This is a genomic window from Caldicellulosiruptor morganii, from assembly GCF_026810225.1.
Taxonomy (GTDB): domain Bacteria; phylum Bacillota; class Thermoanaerobacteria; order Caldicellulosiruptorales; family Caldicellulosiruptoraceae; genus Caldicellulosiruptor; species Caldicellulosiruptor morganii.
In genome coordinates, this window is the sequence record NZ_CP113865.1 from 2382871 (window position 1) to 2405839 (window position 22969).

The following is a 22969-nucleotide window of genomic DNA, read 5'->3' on the forward strand; positions in this document are numbered from 1 at the left end:
TTTAAAAAATCCCCTATAAATCATACTTCTTTGCCCGTTGTCAGTATATTTTTGTAAAATTTTTGTCTTTGTTTAGTAATTTTTGAATTTGTTTTTAGAAAAAATATTGAATTTTTTCTAAACATTCAAGAGGTTAAATTCACAAAAAAATAGCTACTTTTTCAAAAGGTAGCTATTTGTATTATAAAGCCCAAAAAATCCTAATATTGTATGACAATACGCTTTTACGGAGCAGGCGTAATCAACCTTGTCGGAAAATCATTGGTATTATAAGCCATCGTACAATCTACCCCAGAAACTTTTGTAATTGAAATTCTTATTCTTTGATTGTTGAAACTAACATCGGAAGAGGTAGAAATATTGAAAACTGATTGATGATTGCCTGTACCAGTTGTATTTACATCAACTGTCTGAGAACCAATCAATGTTGCTCCACTTCCATCGCTGTTTACTTTATAGATTTCCACTTTAACTTGAGAAGAAGAACCTGGACTGTTTGTCCACAATATAAATTGCCATGTTCCTGCTTTGTACGTGCCATTGATTGCAGGTGAATACCAATGCTTTGTGGTAGTTGTTATAGTAGTAGTTGGCTGCCATCCCGTAACAGAACTGTTCGTTGTTTGCAAATTCTCTCCACTTGGTGTAACTCCGCTTGTTTGCTGATTGAATAAATACCATGTAGTTTGAGGTAAGTATTGTGCACTGCCACTCTGAGTTCCATAAACTTCAAACTCCCACAAAGAATATCCCCATTGTGTGCCACGCTCTGTCCCGTACATTCTTACATAGCGTGCATTGATTGGCGTAAACGTTATGTTATTAATCCCACCTGTGCCACTTGTTGTAGAATAGACTGTAGTCCAGTTTGTATTGTCTGTTGATACTTGAATCTGGAACGACTTTGCATATGCTGTCTCCCAGTATAGTTTCACACCTGTGATATTATAGGTTGCACCTAAGTCAACCGCAATCCACTGCGGGTCTGAGAATGCAGATGACCAACGAGTTGATAAATTACCATCAAATGCATATGCTGCCGGATAATTGGAGTTTTCTACCGATGAAGCTGTTGCTGGTTTGTTCAAAGCAATGTTTGTTTGAGTACTTGCCCCACCACTGTCCACAGTTAAGCTATTCGCAGAAGCTGTGACTACTTTTCCATCAGAAAATGTAACAGTTAGTTGTGTGTCTGTCGGATTGTATACAACATAAGTTTTTGTTCCATTTTTATTGAATACCTGATAAAGCGGATAGTTTGCTGTTGTGCTAAAATCCGGTGTCCCTAATGTATTGAGGGCATTTAACCATACATAGGTAAAGGATTTTGATTGACCAGTTTCATTTGGTATTGATGTATTCCACTTAGAAAGTGCTAATGATGGATTTGCTAAAGCTAAATACATATACCAAATATCCTGCCATGATGATGGCTCACTTGTCCCAGCTTGAGTCAGCATTTCGTTGTAATAATTCTGTACATATGTTTTATCTTTTGCAAGGTAGAATGAACCGCCTGTTATTGGCAAAAGCTCGATACCTCTGCTCTGTGCTGCAAAATTTGCAACTGAGCCTGCATCCCACCAAATCTCAGCACAGTATTTTCCGCCCCAAATTAAGGATGCGTAATTCCAATTATAAACCCCGCTATGGTCTATTACATCTTTATATAAATCAAACACATAATTGTATGTGGCTTCTGCCTCAGTTGTGTATAAATATATTCCCAAGTCGCGGATTGCTGTCTGCCCAGTTACTGTACCCCATAAAATTATAGCCTGCCATGCATTCATTGCTTCAGAGAATGACTCCTGATTGTTACCATCCACAAAGTTTGCATGACCACTTGCCCATGAATGCCCTTCATACGGGTCAAAATATCTCAAGAATGGAAATCTTGTATCTGTTCTGTCCCAGTTTGCAATATCTTTTATAAGCAAGTTTACCATGCCACCCCATTGATTCTGAGCTGCCCAGCTTTTATCTACCAAAGCTATTTGCGCAGCTGCATTTATAAAATAACCATAATGGAAGTGATGATCATTTATCTGGTCATTTGTGCCATAACTTGGCGGATAGCCTATAAGTGTTCCCCATGTAGAATTGTAATAGAAATACTTGCTGTCTGTAGAACCACTATAAGTAAACCAATCTTGCAGATTGTTCTTCAAAGCAGATATAGCATTGTTTAATACCGTTGTATTATTGTTCATCTTCGCAAGTTGAACAATAGATGAAACCCTGTTTTGTTCTTTCCCATTCCAGTAAGTATCTGATGATGAAATTGAAGTAGATTCACTATTGAGCAAGGAATTCAATGTAGCTGTGTCAGAACCATTAAGCGGCATAATGGGTAATATACCATAGAACTTATATTTAGTTGTGAAATTTCTTCCTGATATTGTTTTCATGAGCCCTCTAACTGTGTTATAGGTATATGACAAATATGACAATGAGTTATTGCGCCATTGATGAGGATAAAGACATATGATTGTGTCTAAATTTGTGCCTTCTTTTGCTGTTGTGGTAATTGTAAATGTTGTTGTAACCTCACTTGTATTCGCATTATATGACCATGACACCTGAGTATTCGTTATAAACGCATAAGCTCTATCTTTAAAATAGTTTAATGTAGTAGTTGTGTTATCGGGTAGAACAGCAATAGAAAAGTATGTCTTGCCGCTTGGTAAATTACACGTTAGAGTTGTTGTACCAATACCACTCCAGGTTGATCCTGAAGGTGCAAACAATCCATAACTTATCCCATTTATTGTTATACCTAAATACTGGCTACTGCTACTGCCATAGAACACAGTGGGAACAGAAGGAAATACTATTTGAGGTTTGCCTGTAGGGAAATCGAAATAAATATAAGGACTTCCCTTTGTTATAGTTGCTTTTAATACGTTTGTTGTTCCACTTGTCAAAACACCATCAAATGACCAATCTGTCATCTTGTCTGCACGTGCATCTGTGTAACTGCTGTAACTTGAATTTTTAATTGTCATATCAGCCCTGTGTTGCCACAACACAAATCTGCCTGTGTATCCACTTGTTCCCTCTCCGCTTTTAACAGGCTTGCCAATTTCTAATCCGTTAGAAGTAAACTTTACAGACAGTGGGTGAGGATACATAGCTTCTGAATACTGCGACCTTAAAATTGAGCTTTCCCAGCTGTTAGTAGGAATTGCCCCTGTCAAATTAGAGGTTTTGTAAACAGTTGCAGGTGGTCCAACTTGTCCACTTGGTAGAGTATCAGTATAGCTCCCTGCACCACTAGTAATTGTGGCAGCAAAAACAAATTGTGGCAATGAACCAAACAAGCTTAACATAAGAATTAAAATTACCAAAATACTGACAACTCTTTTACACTTTTTCATAATACAATCTCCTCCTGAGAGTTTTTGTTTTGTGTACTTATAATTATAGTGGGAAATGTTTTAAGATCAATGCACTAAATTTAAGATTGATGGTTTCTCAATTTTATTCACAAAACTTAAAATCAGGAATCAAAGCAATCATCCCTTCACAGCACCGGCTATCATGCCTTTTAAAAGTTTGTCCTGCAAAACAAAGTAAATTATTATGCTTGGTATTGCAGAGATTACAACTGCTGAAAACATTTTGGTAAGCTCTGCTTCGTACATCCCTCTAAAATTCAAAAGTCCAACAGGCAGGGTCATCTTTTCCGGTGTTTGTATCAAAACCAGGGGTATCAAAAGGTCATTCCACGCACCAAGGAAATTGAACACTGCAATTGTCACAAAAGCTGGCATGGTCAATGGAAGAATTATCTTGTAAGATTTGAGTTTGCTGGGACACGCAATTCTTTTTTTTCATAATACTGTGACTCTGCTTTTGCAGGTTGGAAAAAGGCAGGGTTTGGGAAAATGGAAAGTAGCAGGACTGCAAGCATGAGCAGGACCGATTTTGCAGTCCTGCACACCAAGCAAAAGCGCATTGCTCTTTTCTCCCTCCCTTTACTTGTATTTCGGGTCAGGCTTTGCAACTATGAACTTAACACCCGGTCTTAACTTGCTCGGTTTCTCGTAGTATACTGTCAAAAATGTTTGTGGTCAGTCCGGGTTAAAAGCATACCTGTAAGCATACACATCGCCATACTGCACAAGCACACCGGGCTTGTTGGGAATAAGCGCTTTGTTCTTTAGGTTGTAATAGTACTTACCATCATCCATTGCACGCTTCTGGTATGCATCCGGTACTCTGTGCGATACTGCTGTCAACCTTGGCGCAAGCAGGTACTGTGATGGGTCGTTGTAAATACCTAAAGGCAACCGTGCATGCTCATAAAACAGCGGACCCGGTTCAAATGAGAAGTACACACCTTCATAGATTGCAATATTACTCAATAAATCGTTGATATGTGCAAGTCCCACAACACCGGCAGAAGATAGACTATCCTGGTACACTCCCCATACAAGGTATGGTTGCGTAAACCATGCTTGTTTTTTATTGTTTTCAGCATCATACTTTCTGAATTTCAACTCATCAACAAGTGCGGGATTCAAGCGCAGTGTGACGGTTGGTGTGCTGAATATCGCCCCGTTTCTTCCTATATAGGCTGTTTTTGTATAGTCAATTTTTGTGTAGTTATCGACGTTGCCTATGTTGGCCCCGCCACAGATGACATCACCGTTTTTTGTAAAGTACAACTGTACGGGGCCTGTGTACTCGTCAAACACGTCGCGCTTGGACTTGCTAAAAAGCCTTGTCAAAAACTGTTTTGCCTCTGACTCTGTAAGAGTCTTGCCGGGCTTTGCACGGAACTTTTGCAGGTAAAACGGTGATGTGTCCCAGACATATATGCCAAGGTCAAGCATGTGCAAAACGGGTTCTCTATAGAGTTTTGGGATAGCCTTGTAGTCTTCGATGTATCCTCTTTCTTCAAACCTGCGCCAGTCTTCATACTTCCATCTTCTGGGCAGACTCTTTACCCACTCGTAAATGTACCTGTTGTATCTCAAATCCAGTTTGGGACGAATATAATGGTCTATTTCCTTTATTGCCTTCTCATCTGTGCTCATAAATTCTTTGAGGTAACTTTCTATAACTGCATTTTTTTCATCTACCCAACCTGTGTAGAGCAAGAGCACCGGTTTGTATGGTGTTCTCTGCCCGTTGTCAAGGATATAAAACGAATTTGCGTATGGTAGTTTGTTGCGTTCAAACAGGACATAGTAAGCATCACCTTTGAGTTTTAGCGTGACATATTCTGGTTTGAAGGTTTTGGGGTTTTTGCGATGTCCACTGACTGTCTTTACTGCATTTTTAATCACGATTATGTTTGGCCTTTTTGGTAGTTCAACAACAAGTTTGTTCGGGTACTTTTTCTTAAATGTCCGAATCAAATCTCTGACATCGTCAATTGTGTAAAGTTTGCGGTTGCCGTTGAATCTGATCGGGTTGAAGATGTATTTAACTTCCTGTGAACCGTCCGGGTAGTAGATTTCGTAGCGCAAAAAGTCGAACATCTGATATGCTCCAAAAGTGCTGTAGCCAGGATTCATTACTACGTCCTTGCCGGACAGGTAACTATCCCACAGGTCATACACCGCAGTGCTGACAGGTATGTTTTGTGCTTTGAGTTTGTCAATTTTGTTAATGGCGTTCCAGATAATGTATGATGCCTGGGCACGTGTCAGGACAGTGTTGGGGTTTTTGACTTCTGGTGGAACAAGTCCGAGGCGTTTTGCCTCATCATACTTTGGCAGATTGTACCCGGCATTTAGCAAAAGCGCCTCTGTAAAACCCTTTGCAGTGGTGATTTCTGCAACAGGTTTGCTCTGTGTTGATGGTTGTGACTGCGACTGGGACTTGGTAGCAGTTGCAACCATCTCTGTTTTGCTTTTTGTTGCTGTTGTATTACCACATGCGGTTAAAACCACAAGTATGACCATTAGCAGTATCGCAGCAACCTTTTTGAACATTTTCTTAACCATGAAAACCACTCCCTTTCATTTTTTTTACTCATTGTTAATAATAACCTTGCAGTCTGAAAATTTCAAGTTGGGGGCAAAGGCATTCTCATGACTAAACCAACTCCTTTTTTTAGGTTTTCCCTGTTATAAGTTATACCGCAGTTTTTGAAAAAGCTACACAAAATTTAAGTAGCTTTACAAATACAAAAAGCCACGACTGGACAGGCAGCTTTGAATAAGCTACCTTAAAAACCAATCGTGGCTTTACTCCCCTTCTTTTCGCTACTTTTTTTGCGTTTTACTCTCTGCTACTTTCTGCTCTTGTAGAAAATTTGACATTCTTTATAAACAGCTAATTTATACACTTCTGGCAATTATTTTCTTGAGTATATTATACCATTGTGGCTTTAAAATTTCAACAACAAAAAATTTGACATTCTGTATAAACACCTAAAAAGTGTATTTCTGGCAATTTATTCTGAGTATATTATACCACTGTAGTTCGAAATTGTGAAGTTTTTTAAATGGTTTCCTTGTACTTGTCAAGAAGTTCAAAAAAACTGTAAGTTGAAAGTTTTCTTTTCCTTAGTTGCATCTCATCTAAAATTTGTTGTCCTTCCTGAAAGCTTATGAGTTTTTGCTGATATGCAAGGTACAGAATTGTTTCGGTTGTTATTAATGGTGGATGATCTGGTTGAATGTTTGGCAGCACATCTTTAAGATTGTTACTGGCAAGAGTACCATTGTATTGTTTTGCAAGAGCAATTGCTTCTGCTTCACCCTCTCCTATTCTGTTTATATTATCTTTATCAGTGAGTTGAATATACTCAGGGAAAAACTCATCAGACGGAGTTAGTTCTGCAACTTTGAAACTACCTGATTCTATTTGCCTTTTGATATTCTCGTACACATATTTACTTTTTGTGAATTTAAGTCGTTCAATTTCTCGAATTACGTTGGCTGGAATGTAGATGTTGTTCTCGAAAAGAGTTATTAGAATATCAAGACGGTTTACCCATGAAAATGAACAAATACAATCATTGTCAAAAAATATCGGCATCTTCAATCTCATTTTCTACACCTTCTATCTCTTCTGGTGCGTTGAATACTACATCAGCATAACCGCCTTCGATTAACAGTTCTTCATATTTACCTCGTGATATTCTGCCTGATTCATACAACCTTGTTGCCAGCTCGAGATACTTTGAATAAACTTTTATTCCTTCATCAGATGTGGGTTTGTATAACCTCGCAGAGTACCCAAGTTCACATGCTCTTTTGACAACATTTTTTTTAAACTCTTCATACTGGTTTTTATTGATGTATCCAAGTTCTTTAAGTCTTATTAGCATTAGTTGATGACTCACTTCAAAGTACTGTTCCAAAAAAATTACATCATCAAATTCAATACTTCTGTTTTTGACTCTTCGTGAGAGCATAAACTCTACCGCTTGTCTTGGCAGCAAAAAGTTTACTGCAAATTGATTGGCTTTATACTCTTCTTCGTATTCATCCTCAAACTTCTTGATTGGACATATCCGATGAGAAATGTTTCTGTCAAATTTGAAGTGGTAATATTCATGTGCAGCAGTAAAATATTGATGTCCCAAAGTTTTTCTTGAGTTTATAACAATCAGGCTCTCATCTTTTCGACTCAGAAGCATCCCGGATATTTTATCACTCATTTCAACCACCATTAGTGATATACCCTCTACCTTGCTCAAAAGGTCGAACACATTCACCTTTTCAAACAATCCTATCCCCAGGTTATTTCGTGTTTGAAGAGCCAACAGTTCCATTTCCTGTTTTATGTTCAACTCTTAATCACTTCCTTTTCTTGAGCAAGCATCTCTTTCATTTCCTCAAGATTAATTAAAAACTTATTGGCCATTGCAATCACTTCTAAGTCTTCCTTTTCCAACTCATCAGCACGAAACAAAAAACTTACTTCTGGTTCTCTTGTTTCATCATCAGAGAGAAAATAGTCCACTGTATAACCGTATAAGTTAGCAAGATTTCGCAGAGTTGCAATACTTATTTCTCTTGTTCCGTTTTCATAATATGAAATTAGAATTTTATTAACACCCAGGAAATCCGCAACTGCTTCCTGAGTAAGACCAGCTTTCTTCCTTGCTTCCTGTAGTTTCTGCCCTATCTTTTTGTAAAGCTCTGGATTTTTCATTAAAACCACCTCATTAACAAATTTGTTAACTCTAAAATTAACTATATTACATTGTTAACAAGGTTGCAATACTTTTAAAAAACAAATTTCAAATAGCTTTACAAATACAAAAAGCCACGACTGGATAAGCAACTTATTCAAAGCTACCTTAAAAACCAATCGTGGCTTTACTCCCCTTCTTTTCGTTACTCTTTTTACGTTTTACTCTATGCCATATTTTATTTTTGTAGAAAATTTGACATTCTGTATAAACAGCTAATTTATACACTTCTGGCAAATGTTTTAAGTATATTGTAGCAGGTTTTTGTTTGTTTTGCAAGAGCTCAGTACGGCAAAGCAACAAGAATTTGAGCTACAAGTATTACAAACATAATGAGAACAAGGGTTACTTCTGGTAGGAGAAGTTTTAGATTTTGAAGTTCTTTTCGAATATGAAATCCTGGTGGTCTTTCTGGCATTTTGAACGCTCCTCAAAAACAAAAACCGCAGAAAATCTGCGGTTTGGTTTTTATTTTTACATTTTTGTAGACGCATTTTGAACATGGTTTTGCTGCCTGTTTTAATTATACATCGAATTTTTAAGTTTTGTAACATGGTTTGAAAACAAGGTTCTTATTGTTTCAGTACTTCTTTCCCATTTTCCTCTTTAAACTCTTCTAACTCTTTTCTGACTTTTTCTGCTCTTTTGTGTACGTACTCTAAAAATTCTTGCAAAGTCATACCTTTTGTTTCTTCATAAAATTTCTCCTGAAACTGATGAATTTCTTGCATTACAGCATTTTCCATAACTATCACTCCTCATCTACAAGCATATTGGGAGCCACAATTTGAATTTCTTTATAACCTGTCAGTTTATTAATCCCATTGACTCCCAATATAGTTTTCGCACGTACAATATGTTTGAAGTTCCATGATACAAGAAAATCGCAGTTTGAAACGGTTGCTGCTGCTATGTGCAATGCATCTGACTTGTACTTCTGTGGTATAATACCTGCGTTAATATACTTTTCTGCAAGATTGTTAATTTCTTCTGTTAGAAATATTAGGTTATAATTGATTTGCCGCAAATAATTATACAAGTTGGACCTTTTTACAGGGTTACAACCTTCAAGCTCTATCAGCACAAGTTCCGAGATGAAAATAATATATTCCTGTTTTCTGCAACTGTCCCAGAGTTTTTGGGTTATCAATGTATTCTGAGGGTTGTCAGGATGGTCCAGATGGCTTATTACTGAAGTATCAAAGTATAGTGTTAATTTTTTATTCATTTTTCCCCTCTTTCTTTTTTTTGGCAAACTATAAATAGCAAGCTTCTACCCAATGAGAGTTTTTATTTTTACATTTTTGTAGACAGGTTTTAAACACAGTTTTGCCGACTGTTTTTATTATACACCCTATTTGTAGTTTCTGCAATACAATTTAAGCAGAGATTTTTAGGACTTTTAGACTACTGGACAAGGTATTGTCCGGGCTTTCAAGTTATCTTTTCTTTTCTTCCTGCTAGGTATTGCGGGAGGCTTTTGTGTAATCGTTTACACTCATTTCTCCTGAACTTTTTGCTATTGTTGTTGATACCCCGGCTCGAAAGCCTTTCTCGGGTTTGACTGCTGTCTTGCTACCCCAGTAGCTGTCTGTCTTTTAGCTACATGCCAAAGCCCGCCTTGAGCTTTCAAGCTACCCTGCCACCGGCCATGGTTTTGAAAAAGTTTGAATTGGCTTGAGTTTGTTATAAATAGCGAACATTTGTTGGTGTTAAATCTGGCTTTTTTGATTTTAAAAAATTTGACATTCTTTATAAACACCTAAATGCTACATTTATGGCAAATGTTTTAATTATATTGTAGCAGGTTTTTGTCTGTTTTGCAAGAGCTAAAGTCAACCACTATAGCAACGGCTAAAAAACTATCTTTCCTTTAAAAAGCTTGGAAAAAAATACTCTTCATGAGGACTTAGAAACCTTTCACCGTCTAATTCATAGCTGTTGCCATATTTGCACTCCATCCCCTTAACAACTCCAAAAAGCCTGCAAATTAAAGGTCTAACAGGATATATTGCACACTTTTTCATTTGGATATCTCTATAAGGACAGGCAAGAGGGTGTTTTTTCTGGCTAAGTAGCCTTTTTTGTTTTTCCTGGCTTATTGAGTTTTCAACATATCTTTTAACTGCTTCAATCTCGCTTTTTGTTGCCAGAACTTGCCCACAGCAAGCACCACAGTTTAAACATGTATGCTGTGGAATGTTGAAAAGAATACTACTGGGCATAGAAAACACCTCTGAAGGCTTTAATTTTCTCAATGAAAAAAGCAGGGACTTAAATCCCTGCTCATTTTAGAGTAACTACTTGCTACAAACTTAATTGTAGGGCAAGTTAAAAACCACAAGCAACCGGGCTGATTTTGTTTACTCTTCTGGAATATTTGACAATTACTATATCATCATTGTTTTTAGGTTTGACTCTGGATTTGTTTATTACTTTGACCTACTCCCCGCCTCATAGAGGCGAGGATTCTTGAGGTTTTACTGAACAATTTCTTTTCTGTTTTTCTCTCTTAACTCTTCTAACTTTTTCTCTACCTCTTTGGCGTTTTCTTTGAAATATCTAATCAATTCTGTCACAGTCATGTATTTTGTTTCTTCATAAATCTCTTCCTGTATTTTGTGCAATTCTCTCATTGCGTTTGTTTCAAGTATCTTCATCACTCCTTCTCTTCTAAAATCATAAGTGGTGACACCAATTGAATTTACCTATATCCCATTAGTCTGTTAATTGCGTTTATGCCTTCTATGGTTTTATACTTAACTATATGTTTGAAATTCCAAGACACTAAAATATTACATTCGTTTACGATAGCTGCTGCAATATGAAGTGCATCATCGAAAAACTTTAATGGTATTATATTCTCACTTACATACCTTCGCGCAAGTTCTAAAACTTGCTCATTAATCTCAACGTAACTGTTGCTTGTGCATTTTTTGAAGTTGACCATGCAGAAGGATACTCAACCCCGTTTATTTTTGCATAATACCTTGCCCTCGCTGCAAAGTTGATTGTCGCTTTACCCTGACTGTTATAGCTCAGGCTCTTTGGGTCAATGTTATTGAACTTTGCTGATGAGTGGTTTGTATCTATGTTAGCAGTCGGGCTTGAGGTTGTCACAGTCATAGTTGGCTTGGTTGTTCCATTGCCTGAGATGTCAAACTCCCATTTTGTTATCTGTGCAGATGCTGGCAGGTTTGAAACTGATGCTTTACCGCTAAGCATGAAATTGAGACTGCTGGGTGTGTATGTGTTGTTCTGCCCTATTGTAACCTCTGTCTGTGCTGGAATCGGTGATAAACTGTCCATCTTTGGCGCTGGTAAACTTGGCTGAATAACTATCTGCGCTGTTACACTCTTTGTACTACCCTCTGCTGGAGTGCCTTTGTTAAAGTTAACCTTTGTATGCCCGGTTATCTCTACTGTTATTGGAACGTCAGTTGCATCACCCTGTCCATACTGTAAATAACTCCTCGGTATCTTAACCCCTATCGAACTTGCTGTAATGTTCATGAAATCGTCACTACGTCTAGGAGCTGCCTCTAAATCTTTGCCAACAATATTCAAATTCAAAGTTGTTACTTTATCTTTGTTATCAGTTCCCTTTTTAATTACTTTAACAGAATCAATCACAACCGCATACTGTGTAACATCGTCTCTTGTATAGTTAAATGCCTTGAAGTATAGTTTGCTGCTACCTGAGTTATAGTTATCTATCATCTTACCAGTAATGTCAACGTAGAGTACAGGGTCCTGGTTAGTTGCTGGGTCGTACTTAAGCTTACCATCGCTGGTTTTGACAAGGTAACTATCCGATGCAACTTTGTAGCCAATAGTATCAGTTGTAACCTGAGGTTTTGCTTTATCTGGTATGCCATCGTAGGTTCTGTAATGCACCCAACCATCTGGTTCCTGTAAAACAAGCACAACCTGAGCACCTGCAACAGACGTTGCGTTAGAAATCATGGCATAATCAGCCAGCATTGATGCTGAATTTATCTTTGAACCTGACTGTGTCTGTGCTATGTTTATAGCATCTGCAAGAGTCTGCCCTTTCATATCCACGAACCTCGAAAGTGACTGCCATGTCTGGGTAATTGCTTTAGGGTCAACATTGTTGGGATTATACGACTCTGCAACCGCACAAATCTGTCTTGCAACAGAGTTTGTCCATGGTTTGTATATAATCTTTGTGCCTGATGTGACAGGAGCATACTCATCCCTGTCAGACGGGAACTCCTTGTCAGACTGCACACTGCCTGTTTGTGAAAATCCCCAGTATCTGAAATACCCTCTTACACCAGTACCAGGTGAGGAAAGATGATAATACCCATCAGACTGCAAACTTGCCCAGAAGTAACCGTTTGAGACCTGCTTGAACCCTGGCTGTGCCTTTGTGAAATTGTCTGCCACATCCTAGGGTATGCCATATATCGCATACCCCCTGTCTATCGTCGCCTCTACGTTGAGAGGGATAATATAACTATTACCATCTTTAGAATACCCGTATTGTCCATTCTCACATTTGGATTTTGCAGATGCAGAAAGTTCATCGGGATTTGCGGCTATTACTTCTTCTGGTACTCCATAACTTCTAGCACAATCCTTCCTGCTAACACCCTTGTAATCACTAAAATTAGAACCACCCTCATAAACAGTATCTCTTTTGTCAGCATAGTATTCAGCCTTTGTTTTGAGCACAGGTGGGAATACAGGGCATAAACTGAGCAGGATTGAAACCACTACTAAAAAAGAAAGAGCTCTGAACAAGCTCTTTTTACGTCTTACCACACCATCTCACCTCTCAATCTATTTGATATTCGGGTCTGGTTTTGCATACATAATTTTTGCGTTTGGATAAAAATTGCTGTTTGAAGGATTAACTGAACACCAGTATGCCATATTCATACTTCCAAAACGGTTAACATACCACATATATACATCTCCATACCGCTTTACAATACCATCCGGTGGAAGTTTAACATTATTCGATGTATAATACTTAAAATCCTTTTTAACCTCTGCCAGATATGCCTTTGGTACTACCGGCGTAACCCAACCTACTGGAAAGTTCACAATATTAAATCCCTTATCTTCCCACGGTATCAAATGCAACCTTCCATAAGGTAAATAAAACTCTAATCCAGCGAAAGAATATACTACAAATGAATTACCAATTCTATTATTCCAAAATTTTGTCCAATAATATTTTTCTACAGGGTCATTCATAATCTCTTTAATCAACGCCAGCAGTTTCAACTTGTCCATCCTGAATGTTATTTTAGGTTCAGAAAATACAGGTACATCACCACTTTTCAGTTTGTTATATACACTTTTATTGTAAATACTCATTCGCGGTTTATAATCCTTTTTATAATCATCCCACAAGTAAACTATTCCTGTGTTCATATCAACATAGTCTCTTAACTGCCAGACAAACTCATCATATACATCCCGCTTTGACTTATCGAACACTCTTGTGATTAACTGGACGGCATCAGAGCGTGTGAGCATCTTTGCAGGGTTAAATCGCACCTTTGCAACAAACAGTGGCGACATCTCAGGAGTGATAATGCCAAGGTCGGCAAGTCTGAGCATTGGTTCTCTGTAGAGCTGCGGGATTTTAGTGTAGTCATCAGCCATCTGTGCAAACCTCGTGTAATCTAAAGCAAACCTGCGCGGATAGTTCTTGATATACTCCTCTAAGTACTTGTTACGACGTAAGTCATACGCCAAATTCCATTTCGTTCCTCCAAAGTCTATTGCATATTTTGTATCAGGGGATAAAAGAGAATTCTTTATTCCGTTCTCAAAAGGTAAGCAATAATAATAGGACTTCGTTGCTGGGTCATATTTGATATACCCGCCCTCAGTTTTTGGTGCTACTTTCAGTTTATCAGGATTCTTTTTAGCAAAGTCATATAAGAATTTTTCAAAATCGTCACGCATGATATAGCCTTTTAGCGTGTCCCATACATATTTGGTTTCTCTTGTTCCATCGGCATAGTAGTTGTCAATCACAAGCAAGTCAGCCCAGTACATAACAAAGTTAAGATTTGTTAAAAAGTCATACAGGTAACCTCTGCCTCTTATGGTCAAATCCCATGGCGTGAGTATCTCTGCTTTGACTGGTATATTCTTGTTTTTCAGCTCTGGCACGCTATTTATTAACTTCCACACAATATAGCTTGCCTGAGCTCTTGTTAGTGGCTTGTCCTTTTTAACCTCAGCAGGTATCAAACCCATAGAAACAGCTTTGCCCCAGTAGTCAGCAATGCCATTGGGTTTGACTTTTGCACCCATCAAAAGCGATGTGACAAACTCTCCTGCTGTAATGTATTGGACTTTGTTTGATACTGCCTGCACTGTTTTGGAAATTGTCCCTGCATGTGCTACTGGGAAGGCAAAACTTAAAAGCAGGCTTATAATTGCTATAAAGCTCAAAAGTTTTCTCATGACTAAATCAACTTCTTTTTGCTAAAGTTTTTTCTCAATATAGTTATACCATGATTTTCAAAAAAACTACACAGAATTTTGAAGCTCTCACAAATACAAAAAGCCACGACTGGACAAGCAGCTTTGAATAAGCTACCTTAAAAACCAATCGTGGCTTTACTCCCCTTCTTTTCGCTACTTTTTTGCGTTTTACTCTCTGCCACTTTTTACTTTTGCAGAAAATTTGACATTCTTTATAAACAGCTAATTTATACACTTCTAGCAATCATTTTCTTGAGTATATTATACCATTGTGGCTTTAAAATTTCAACAGCAAAATAGGGATACTTAGAAGACATTTAATACTGCCACCTCTATAGTAGTTATCAATGGTGGCATTTGTGGTTTTTGTATTTCTTCCCCTTCATAATAGAGTTCAAGAGCTTCTTTCAGGTTTGCTATTGCTTCTTCAATAGTTTTTCCCTGCAAGGCTACACTGTTTTCCACACATTTAGCTACATACCAGTTGTCCTCTTTGTTTACTACCACTGTAAACACCATCACAAAATCACCTTTTAAAAATTTTTGCTTACATCTCTTATTATACCACACAAAAAACAAAAACCACAGCTCAAAAGCTGTGGTAGTTTTTATTTTTTATATTTTTGTTGACAGGTTTTAAGTGCACTTTTCCTAACTATTTTTATTATACACCCTGTTTGCAGGTTTTGCAATAGTGGTTTGAACAGAAATTCTAATGGTTTCTAATACTCAAAAAATCTTATCTTTTGCAGTTCCCTTCTGGCTGAGGGTGATTCTGCAAATTCAGTATTCTCAAAATTTTTGAGATACTGCCAAACCCCAAAAAGAGCTTTGAAGCCAACCTGAATGTGCTTGAGGCTGTTGTCTTTTTCTGTTCTCTGCTATGAAAACGTTTCCATAAGGGTTCTATGTTGCAATTGCCCCAGTAGGTGTTTCTGCAGCTAAACTTTTTTATACTACTGCTTTTCTTCTAATTCCTTGACGATTTTGCCAACTCTTCTAAAGTTTTTTAAGTTCTTTTAAAAACTCAATTTGTTGTTTATCAGGCATATACATCATCTCCTTTTTAATTTTCTACAGATTAGTCGTTTCTACAACCCCAGTAGAATCTTTATTTTCTCTTCCAGTTCCTTCATTTTTACTTCTGGAAGTTGACCTATCTTTTTGACAAGTCTTTCTTTTGAGATTGAGCGTATATCTTCAGGTTTTGCAAATGATACTTCTGCAAGTCCGCTGTTTTCGGGCTGTATTTCTACATGCAGCGGTATATTTTTATTCTTGCTTGTGATTGGTACAACAACCACCAGCTCAGCAGCACATGAATTGAATTCGTCCACTGAAATTATCACTGCTGGACGAACACCACTCTGTTCATGTCCTCTTGTTGGATTTAAATCTACAAGCCATATTTCTCCTCTTTTGGCATTCATTGCTCAATCCCATCCTGCAACGTGTTTTCCCAAAGCTTCCTTTCTTCAATTTCCTCCTGCCAGAGCTTCTTGTTTTCTTTAAGAGCAGCAAAAGCTTCTTGAGTTTTAGAGAGCATGACTTTCCTTTTGTACTCTTTAAGAGCTTCCTGAATTATCTTTTGCATTGGTTGATTGAGCTCCGAAGCCAGTTTCTTTAAGCCTTCATACGTTTCAACATCCACTCTTACCGTTGTTGTTTTGTTTAGCATACAATCATCTCCAGTAGATTGTTTTGTCTACTTAATAGTATACCATGTTAGGATGAGTTTTTGCAAACAAATTTTTTGCACTTTTCTACAATGGTTTCTCAAAAACTCCTTGTACCAGCTTTTTGAAAAAGCTACACAAAACTTTTTAAAGAAAAAAGACCAGCTGCTGGGGAGGGTCCCATTTTTGTTTTGCGGAACTTTTTACGTTGGTGTTTTAAAAAAAAAACAAAAACCGCAGGCTTTAAAAACCTGCGGTGTGCTTGCATTTATTTTTTATATTTTTGAGACCTAACAAATGTCTTAAATTTCTTTTACATATTTCCCTTCCTGATTTACTATTTCATTCAAAAAACCTTCCCTGATCTGTCCATCATCTTCATATGGCACATCTCCCTGCAACTTTGAAAAAAAAATATACCTGCTTGCTCTTGTTTATAATTTGAACTGACTGAACAATTTCCTTTGTTGATATATACTGGCTTATCTTTGTCAGGATATTATTGTACAGAAAAGAATCCTGATGATCGGTATATCTTGCAAAAGTCTTTCCAATGTCTGATATAAAGCTATCGTCCATTATAAAGTCGTATTTTATGCTATTGAGCTCATCAAGATAACTTTGAACCTCCTGCACAGCATTTTTGAAAAGAACCTGGTTATAAAGAGTGAACTACCATCCACCTGAAGAGGTGGAGGCTTCCTGCTTCATCGACCAGACTTGCCACCATGGTCTTATCCATGATGGTAGAGGTCCAGATCTTCACAGGCGTAAATTCGGGTGGTCTCCACCCTATTTACCTCTTTATACATCTATATCCATAGTCTCTTAAGTTCTTTCCTGCGTTCTCGTCCCTGTCATGAACTTCTCCACATTCAGGACATCTCCATACCCTATCTTTCAATTCCAACTCTTTATAAATATGTCCACACTTGCTGCACATTTTTGACGATGAAAATGTCATATCTGCTTCTATTATTTCCCTTCCATACCACTCTGCCTTGTACTCCAGAAAATCTATAAACTTTGCAAAGCTGCTGTCCAGAACATGCTTCGAAAGCTTTGTCCTTGACAACCCATTTACATTCAAACTCTCAACCACCACGACTTGGATCTCATCTATGATGGCTTTCGATAACTTGTGTAAAAAATCTTCTCTTGCATTTTTTACATACTCATGCTCTTTTGCAAGCCTTTCTCTTGCCTTCTCCCAATTCTTAGAACCTTTTTCCTTTCTCGCAAGCTGCCTCTGTAACCTTTTAAGCTTCTTTTCAGCTTTGATTAGATACCTCGGATATTCAATCTTCAAACATTTCTTATCATTTACAACTGTTGCAAAACTTTTCAAACCCAGGTCTATCCCACAAATAAAATTCTGTGGCTCTTTAACTTTATTCCTCGGGTCATCCACATCTACAAGTATGCTCACATAATACATGCCTGCTTTGGTTTTAACAACTGTTGCTGATTTTATCCTCCCCTCAAATCTTCTGTGAAATTCCGCTTTTATTCCACTTTTTATCTTCGGCAGGTACAAAAGCCCTTTTTCAAAATCCACCCTGATTGTCTCATTTCCACTTTTAGTCTTCTGATTATTTGTGGTGTATGACTGTTTGTCTTTCTTCCTCTTGAACTTCGGAAGTCTAAAATGTTTGGAATTTTTGAAATGATTCCTAAATGCTTTCTCTTGCTGAAGCTAAACATTTGCAAGAGCAAGACTATCAACTTCTTTTAAAAAAGGGTACTGCTTTTTGTACTTTGCTGGAGTTATCCTTGGAATATTCCCTTCCTGTCTTAATGCTTCAAGCTTTTCTTCCAGCATCATGTTTCATACAAATCTGCAACAGCCAAAGGTCTTTTTAAAAAATTCTTTTTGCTCCTTGTTCGGATATATACGATACTTGTATGCTTTCAGCATTTTCTTTTTTCACCCTGGCTTTCAATATACCTTTTAATTACTTCAACTGAAGCACCACTATTTATAATAAGACAATAACTTCTTGACCAAAAATATTCCTTCCAAAGCTTTTGCTTGATTTCAGGAAATTCTTTTTTTATAAGCCTTGATGAGGCACTTTTATAAGCATTTATGAACTTAGAAAGCGGTGTTGTAGGAGTTGCCTTGAATAAAACATGAATGTGGTCTTTATCATGGTTCCACTCAATCAGGGTTATGTTGTAATTTGGTTGAATATACTCAAAAATTTCTTTCAATCTTTTTGAAATTCTATCATCTATTACATTTCTTCTATATTTTGTTACCAAAATCAAATGGTAGTATAGTAGAAATACTGAATGTTTATTAGTATCAAACTTCATTGTTATCACCAGTTTTATTATATACCAAAACTAATTATTTATCAATCGCAATTCATCTCCATCTTACAGAAGATGAAGACTTCTTGCAAAATGTAGGTTAAAATTAACTCTTTAACTTTGCTTGCTGGTTCTTGATCTTTTATTCCAGCTGAGTAGAATATCGCACCTATTTCTATTAATTTTTTCGTTCGCTTTTTTCGCTCTTGTTCTTTCAGTTTGTTCTGTATAAGCTGTTTTTGTGCTTTTAATTGTGAAATTTTTTCATCAATGTTTTTTAGTTTTTCTTCAAGATTTTTAGCCATTTTCTACACCTGCTCTTATCGAGTATGCTTTTTTACTTTCACATTTTTGCTTTCAGCTTTTTGCAGTGCATTTTCGATTATGTTTTCAACTTTTTTGCCTTCTTTTTCAATCAATGCTTTGTCTTTTTCGTTCAACATTTCTTTAGCTTTTGATTGTAGCTCTTTAATTTCTCCTTCGTATTCTTCTCTTACAACATTTCTACAAACTTTGACTCGTTTTCGGCAATTAAATCTAGAAGTGTGACGTACACGGTGTAAGCTCTTTCAATGGTGTCCTTATTTCCGCTGTATGCTTCATCTCTTTCTTTTGCAAGGGCAGCCTTCATTTTTTTTTAGTTTTTCAATTTTTTCTGCTCTTTATCTTCGATGTCTGAGTTTTCAATGTTAATAAGTATATTTGTAAGTTTACCCAAGAGGCCGCATATTAAGTCAATGCCAACTTCGTTTCTGATATCCTCTCGAATAGTTTTTATATCGCTCATCTTCGTCTACCTCCTTTAGTTTAATAATATCACTTTTGAGTTAAATTTTTTAAGCGTTGAGTTTCTCAAAGAAGTATAGGAAAAAACAAATATAAAGGACATAGGAATAGCTATCAAAAATACAAAAGCTATCAGAAGCTTATTTTTAAGCTTTATGTCATTCCACTTTGCAAAAAGCCTTGAAAGCATCTTTATCTCTCTCCTGAATCCAAAATGTCAAAAAAGACTACACCACCGCTTTTTAAAAAACAGGGGCAGTGTAGTCTTTTTTGTTAAATTATAAAAACACCTCTATTTTTCTGCACATGCCATTTCTTATTTCATACGAATAAGGTTTTTGCACCATTTCACCTTCAATTTCAACCACTTTATCATCAAAATGCAAAATATACTTTGAAACCTTTACATCTTTATCATATGTGTTAAGCCTCTGTGGATTGTGATAAATAACAAGCACCCTGCCAAACAGCACTGCCGCTAACTGATTTTTACCCAAAACAATGGTCTGTCTGGCACCGTTTATCAAAATCTCAACCTCTTTTTCATCTTCGGCAAACATCCAGCCAGGAAGTTTTGGAGACAGTTTAAAAATAAGATCTTCATTTTTGAACTCAAATGGCTTTTCGCCAAACAGCATAATAAGCTCCATGTTTAAAAATTCTGTTGTTGTGCCAGAGAGCCTTGCAACAAACCCTGTTCCCCAGATGCTTCTGTCAGGATTGCTTGAGCTTGCAATAAAAGATGAATTTTCAAATACGCTTCTTCCGTAGACTTCCGGATTCATATAAGGTGGCAAAGCCATCTTGAAATCCTCATAGAATTCTTTGTAAAGCCCGCCCTTTAAAAGCTCAAGCAGATATTTGTATTCCATGTGCATGAAAATGGATTCATTCTCAAGCCAGCCGGGTGTAAAAGCCTTTATCCTGCCAAGCTGGTTTGGCTGGTTTGCAAGGCTTTCGTTTGTCTTGTACATTTTGAGCACTCTGTCGTAAAGGTCACTTTCTTTAACGCTCCGGTAAATCCTCCTCTTTTGTTCCACATCATCTATTACCTTCATTGCCCTTACCTGCGACTCCAAGAAAAATGCCACTTTTTTCTGCTCAAATTTCTTAATTTTAACCTCCTGCTTTTCCTCATCATACTCATACTCAACCGGCTGGTTTATAAAGTAGGTATAAAATAGCCCTTTCTCGCTATCAAAAGCTTTTTCTATTGCCTTTATTAGCCTATCTTCACACAGATTTAAAAACTCCAATAAATCTTCTTTGTTTATTTTTTCAGTTTTGCCGCTTATTCCAAACCTTGTCTTGCTTCTGTACTCCTCTTTAATAGCGTTGCTCTCATCCCAGTATAAAAGTGTGTGTCCACTTTTCTCTGTATCACCAAGAAGATTTTTAAGTTTTGCAAAGAACTCAAAAAGCTCTTCAAAAACCTCAATTCCGCTGACATCTTCAAGATAGGCTTCAAAATACTTTTTGAGCATTTTTACAAGCCTTAATAGCTCAAACGTCTCGCACACAGACGAACCAAATATTCCTGGAAGCCCGTTTAGTGCATTGTTCCAGCCCGGCTTTGAAGCTTCCATCTCCACTCCAACACCAAATGGATCTAAGGTTGCCATTCTGTTTAAAAGTACCACCAAAAGCTTTTCAATGAGGCTGCCTGTGTAAACATTACCATGACCATTTAAGACTCTTACATACCTTTTCCTATCAGTGCGGGAGTTTATAAGACTTTGCTTTTGTTTGTCAAGCGCATATGCACCGTGCTGCTTCACTTTTCCATCCATAATCTTTATTCTTTCTCTTCTTGGTTTTACATAATGTTCGCTGTCATAATAATAATATTTCCTTTGCAAAAGCAGCTGTTTCATCTTATCAGGGTATACACTTTCGAAGTTTTCAATCAGGTCAAAGTTGTAGGTAAAATGGTCTATCCAGTAACCTTCACCGGGGTCTGCTTCAATTACCTTCTCTGAATTTACAAGACAGCAGCTTACAAATTCTTCTTTTGATATGTTTATTTTTACATCATGTGTTTCCAGAAACTTTATAAGTTCATATGGCAGATAGTCCTTTTCAAAAAAGCTCTTTAGCTCTTCACTGCCGCTTATTACATACTTCTCAATGGTCTCAGGATCGCTCAGCCTGTACTTTATACCTTTCACAACCAGAGGATTATAGCTGTCAAGCTGAATAAGGCTCATAAAATACCATACGTTAAAGTCAAAAATGTCAGGGTTGAAAAGAAGGTCATTTCGCCTGTTCTGGTTGATATCCCTGAAGTTCCCATTTCCCTGGGAATAATATGTGTCCTGAATCTCAAAAAAGTTATAATCTCTCTCAAGGTCGCCATGCTTTCGCGAAAACAGATATATTACATCTTTTTTGCCACCATGCTCAATTGTAACCGGCACACCGCCGCGCAGGATATTGTCAAGATAGCACATTTTAGTATATTCATCCAGTTTTCTGTCGGATGTAACAATTGCATTGTTTAAAATAATACTATCAATCACTGCTTTGTTTTCTTCAAATGCTTTTTTAAAGAACTCAGCTGATTTGATACCATTGGCAAACCGGTTGAGATTTTCAACAAGCTTTGCATGCCCTGCTATACTGTAAAGTTTCAAAGCCTGCCCGGGGGTTATTGTCCTTTTTATATGGGCAAAAGCACAGCATGTTTTATTTGCAAAAACCTGGTCTGATATGTCAAGCTCATCTGAAAGAATAAATTCATACGGTTTTATTATCTCCGAGCTTATACCAAAAATCTTTTTAGGGTCAATCACTATATCGCATCTTTCAAAGCCATTTCCACTGTCTTCAAAGGTTATATAAAAGTTCCCCTCTTTGATCTCGAAAACTTCTGTTGTGTCCTCGGACGATGAATGAAACCTAAAATATGGCGCCCTTTTATCCAGGTTCTCAACAAAATTCCACGCCTCACTTGTCCTGCTCATGTTCTTTAGCGCAAAGTCACCTTTTCCGTATGGAACAATCAGCGGAAGCCCATCTAAAACTTCTATTTCTACCGGTGAAGATGAAGTATTTTCTATTGTAATCTCTCTTATGAGCCCGGCAAGTGTTTGATTTGCAAGTGTGTAATATTTTACATATGTTTTTATGCCAGGTTCTGGATTTTCTTCGCAGATCTCCAATCTGTCAGGGAAAATAGACATTTTACTCTTTGCGCCCCTGTACAAATTATCAACCTGAAAGGGCTCGTAAAAAATCTTCCTGTCAATCTTCAGGAAGGTCCTGAATCCATGGGTTGAAGCAAGCCTGTAAGCCCTGTCTGCCGGCAAAAACTCTAAAATAGCCCCATCCTTGTTCTTTGTGCCAAATGAAACTATACACTGTCCTCTGTTTACATAAAAGCACCAGAGTGGAATACCAAATATACCGGCAATCCCTGGCAGAAAGCTTGAAAATGGCTTTGCAATCTGATAATTCTCAATGCAAAATGCATTTGTCTTTTCATCATAGTAATATTTGGGTTTTGTCATTCTATAGCCTCCTTTTGTAGTTTTCAAAACACAGGGTTGCAAGG

At 37.3% G+C, this 22969-nt stretch carries 23 protein-coding genes and 1 pseudogene; all 24 read right to left on the minus strand.

What is annotated here, in order from left to right:
- Positions 1 to 224: 224 nt before the first annotated feature.
- Positions 225 to 3380, minus strand: coding sequence for a glycosyl hydrolase (locus OTK00_RS11670; protein WP_045168685.1), 3156 nt, complete (start codon positions 3378 to 3380; stop codon positions 225 to 227).
- 138 nt (positions 3381 to 3518) lie between these two features.
- A complete protein-coding gene (locus tag OTK00_RS11675; RefSeq protein ID WP_307733340.1) occupies positions 3519 to 3827 on the minus strand; it encodes an ABC transporter permease subunit in 309 nt (102 codons plus the stop codon).
- A gap of 249 nt (positions 3828 to 4076) precedes the next feature.
- Positions 4077 to 5960 carry a hypothetical protein gene (locus OTK00_RS11680; RefSeq protein WP_045168683.1) on the minus strand — a complete coding sequence of 628 codons (1884 nt, stop codon included), beginning with the start codon at positions 5958 to 5960 and terminating at the stop codon, positions 4077 to 4079.
- Between the two features lie 499 nt (positions 5961 to 6459).
- Positions 6460 to 7011, minus strand: a complete 552-nt coding sequence (locus OTK00_RS11685; RefSeq protein ID WP_045168682.1) for a hypothetical protein — start codon at positions 7009 to 7011, stop codon at positions 6460 to 6462.
- Positions 6983 to 7756 carry an ImmA/IrrE family metallo-endopeptidase gene (locus tag OTK00_RS11690; protein ID WP_045168681.1) on the minus strand — a complete coding sequence of 258 codons (774 nt, stop codon included), beginning with the start codon at positions 7754 to 7756 and terminating at the stop codon, positions 6983 to 6985. The genes OTK00_RS11685 and OTK00_RS11690 overlap by 29 nt, the downstream gene beginning before the upstream one ends.
- Entirely contained in the window at positions 7753 to 8121 is a 369-nt protein-coding gene (locus OTK00_RS11695; RefSeq protein WP_045168680.1) for a helix-turn-helix domain-containing protein, read from the minus strand. Before OTK00_RS11695 ends, OTK00_RS11690 begins: the two co-directional genes overlap by 4 nt.
- Positions 8122 to 8444: 323 nt before the next feature.
- Positions 8445 to 8579 carry a hypothetical protein gene (locus OTK00_RS11700; protein ID WP_268760792.1) on the minus strand — a complete coding sequence of 45 codons (135 nt, stop codon included), beginning with the start codon at positions 8577 to 8579 and terminating at the stop codon, positions 8445 to 8447.
- A gap of 154 nt (positions 8580 to 8733) precedes the next feature.
- Positions 8734 to 8907: a hypothetical protein gene (locus OTK00_RS11705; protein WP_198525718.1), complete on the minus strand. Its 174-nt coding sequence runs from the start codon at positions 8905 to 8907 to the stop codon at positions 8734 to 8736.
- A 5-nt stretch (positions 8908 to 8912) separates the two neighbouring features.
- Positions 8913 to 9389, minus strand: a complete 477-nt coding sequence (locus tag OTK00_RS11710) for a type II toxin-antitoxin system VapC family toxin (protein WP_045168679.1) — start codon at positions 9387 to 9389, stop codon at positions 8913 to 8915.
- Between the two features lie 634 nt (positions 9390 to 10023).
- Positions 10024 to 10386 (minus strand): YkgJ family cysteine cluster protein, encoded by a 363-nt coding sequence (locus tag OTK00_RS11715; RefSeq protein WP_045168678.1) that lies wholly within the window; start codon positions 10384 to 10386, stop codon positions 10024 to 10026.
- Between the two features lie 255 nt (positions 10387 to 10641).
- Complete coding sequence (locus OTK00_RS11720; protein ID WP_045168677.1) at positions 10642 to 10821, minus strand: hypothetical protein; 180 nt, start codon at positions 10819 to 10821, stop codon at positions 10642 to 10644.
- A gap of 229 nt (positions 10822 to 11050) precedes the next feature.
- The gene (locus tag OTK00_RS11725; RefSeq protein ID WP_241765433.1) at positions 11051 to 12574 is read right to left on the minus strand and encodes an Athe_2463 domain-containing protein; all 1524 of its coding nucleotides are present in this window, start codon (positions 12572 to 12574) and stop codon (positions 11051 to 11053) included.
- A 3-nt stretch (positions 12575 to 12577) separates the two neighbouring features.
- Entirely contained in the window at positions 12578 to 12952 is a 375-nt protein-coding gene (locus tag OTK00_RS11730; protein ID WP_241765432.1) for a hypothetical protein, read from the minus strand.
- 18 nt (positions 12953 to 12970) lie between these two features.
- Complete coding sequence (locus OTK00_RS11735; protein WP_045168676.1) at positions 12971 to 14617, minus strand: hypothetical protein; 1647 nt, start codon at positions 14615 to 14617, stop codon at positions 12971 to 12973.
- Positions 14618 to 14944: 327 nt separating this feature from the next.
- Positions 14945 to 15157 carry a type II toxin-antitoxin system HicB family antitoxin gene (locus OTK00_RS11740; protein ID WP_045168674.1) on the minus strand — a complete coding sequence of 71 codons (213 nt, stop codon included), beginning with the start codon at positions 15155 to 15157 and terminating at the stop codon, positions 14945 to 14947.
- Between the two features lie 572 nt (positions 15158 to 15729).
- Positions 15730 to 16068 carry a type II toxin-antitoxin system PemK/MazF family toxin gene (locus OTK00_RS11745; protein ID WP_045168673.1) on the minus strand — a complete coding sequence of 113 codons (339 nt, stop codon included), beginning with the start codon at positions 16066 to 16068 and terminating at the stop codon, positions 15730 to 15732.
- On the minus strand, positions 16065 to 16316 hold the full coding sequence (locus tag OTK00_RS11750; protein WP_045168672.1) for a ribbon-helix-helix protein, CopG family: 252 nt from the start codon (positions 16314 to 16316) through the stop codon (positions 16065 to 16067). The genes OTK00_RS11745 and OTK00_RS11750 overlap by 4 nt, the downstream gene beginning before the upstream one ends.
- 376 nt (positions 16317 to 16692) lie before the next feature.
- Positions 16693 to 16950 (minus strand): hypothetical protein, encoded by a 258-nt coding sequence (locus OTK00_RS11755; RefSeq protein WP_045168670.1) that lies wholly within the window; start codon positions 16948 to 16950, stop codon positions 16693 to 16695.
- 160 nt (positions 16951 to 17110) lie between these two features.
- Positions 17111 to 18232 (minus strand): annotated as a pseudogene (locus OTK00_RS11760) (RNA-guided endonuclease TnpB family protein).
- Positions 18226 to 18633: an IS200/IS605 family transposase gene (tnpA, locus tag OTK00_RS11765; protein ID WP_045168669.1), complete on the minus strand. Its 408-nt coding sequence runs from the start codon at positions 18631 to 18633 to the stop codon at positions 18226 to 18228. Before tnpA ends, OTK00_RS11760 begins: the two are co-directional and overlap by 7 nt.
- A gap of 41 nt (positions 18634 to 18674) precedes the next feature.
- Entirely contained in the window at positions 18675 to 18935 is a 261-nt protein-coding gene (locus OTK00_RS11770; protein ID WP_045168668.1) for a hypothetical protein, read from the minus strand.
- A 188-nt stretch (positions 18936 to 19123) separates the two neighbouring features.
- Positions 19124 to 19261, minus strand: a complete 138-nt coding sequence (locus OTK00_RS11775; protein ID WP_268760793.1) for a hypothetical protein — start codon at positions 19259 to 19261, stop codon at positions 19124 to 19126.
- A 6-nt stretch (positions 19262 to 19267) separates the two neighbouring features.
- Positions 19268 to 19417, minus strand: a complete 150-nt coding sequence (locus OTK00_RS11780; protein ID WP_241765431.1) for a hypothetical protein — start codon at positions 19415 to 19417, stop codon at positions 19268 to 19270.
- A 277-nt stretch (positions 19418 to 19694) separates the two neighbouring features.
- Positions 19695 to 22925 (minus strand): hypothetical protein, encoded by a 3231-nt coding sequence (locus OTK00_RS11785; RefSeq protein ID WP_045168667.1) that lies wholly within the window; start codon positions 22923 to 22925, stop codon positions 19695 to 19697.
- Between the last annotated feature and the right edge of the window lie 44 nt (positions 22926 to 22969).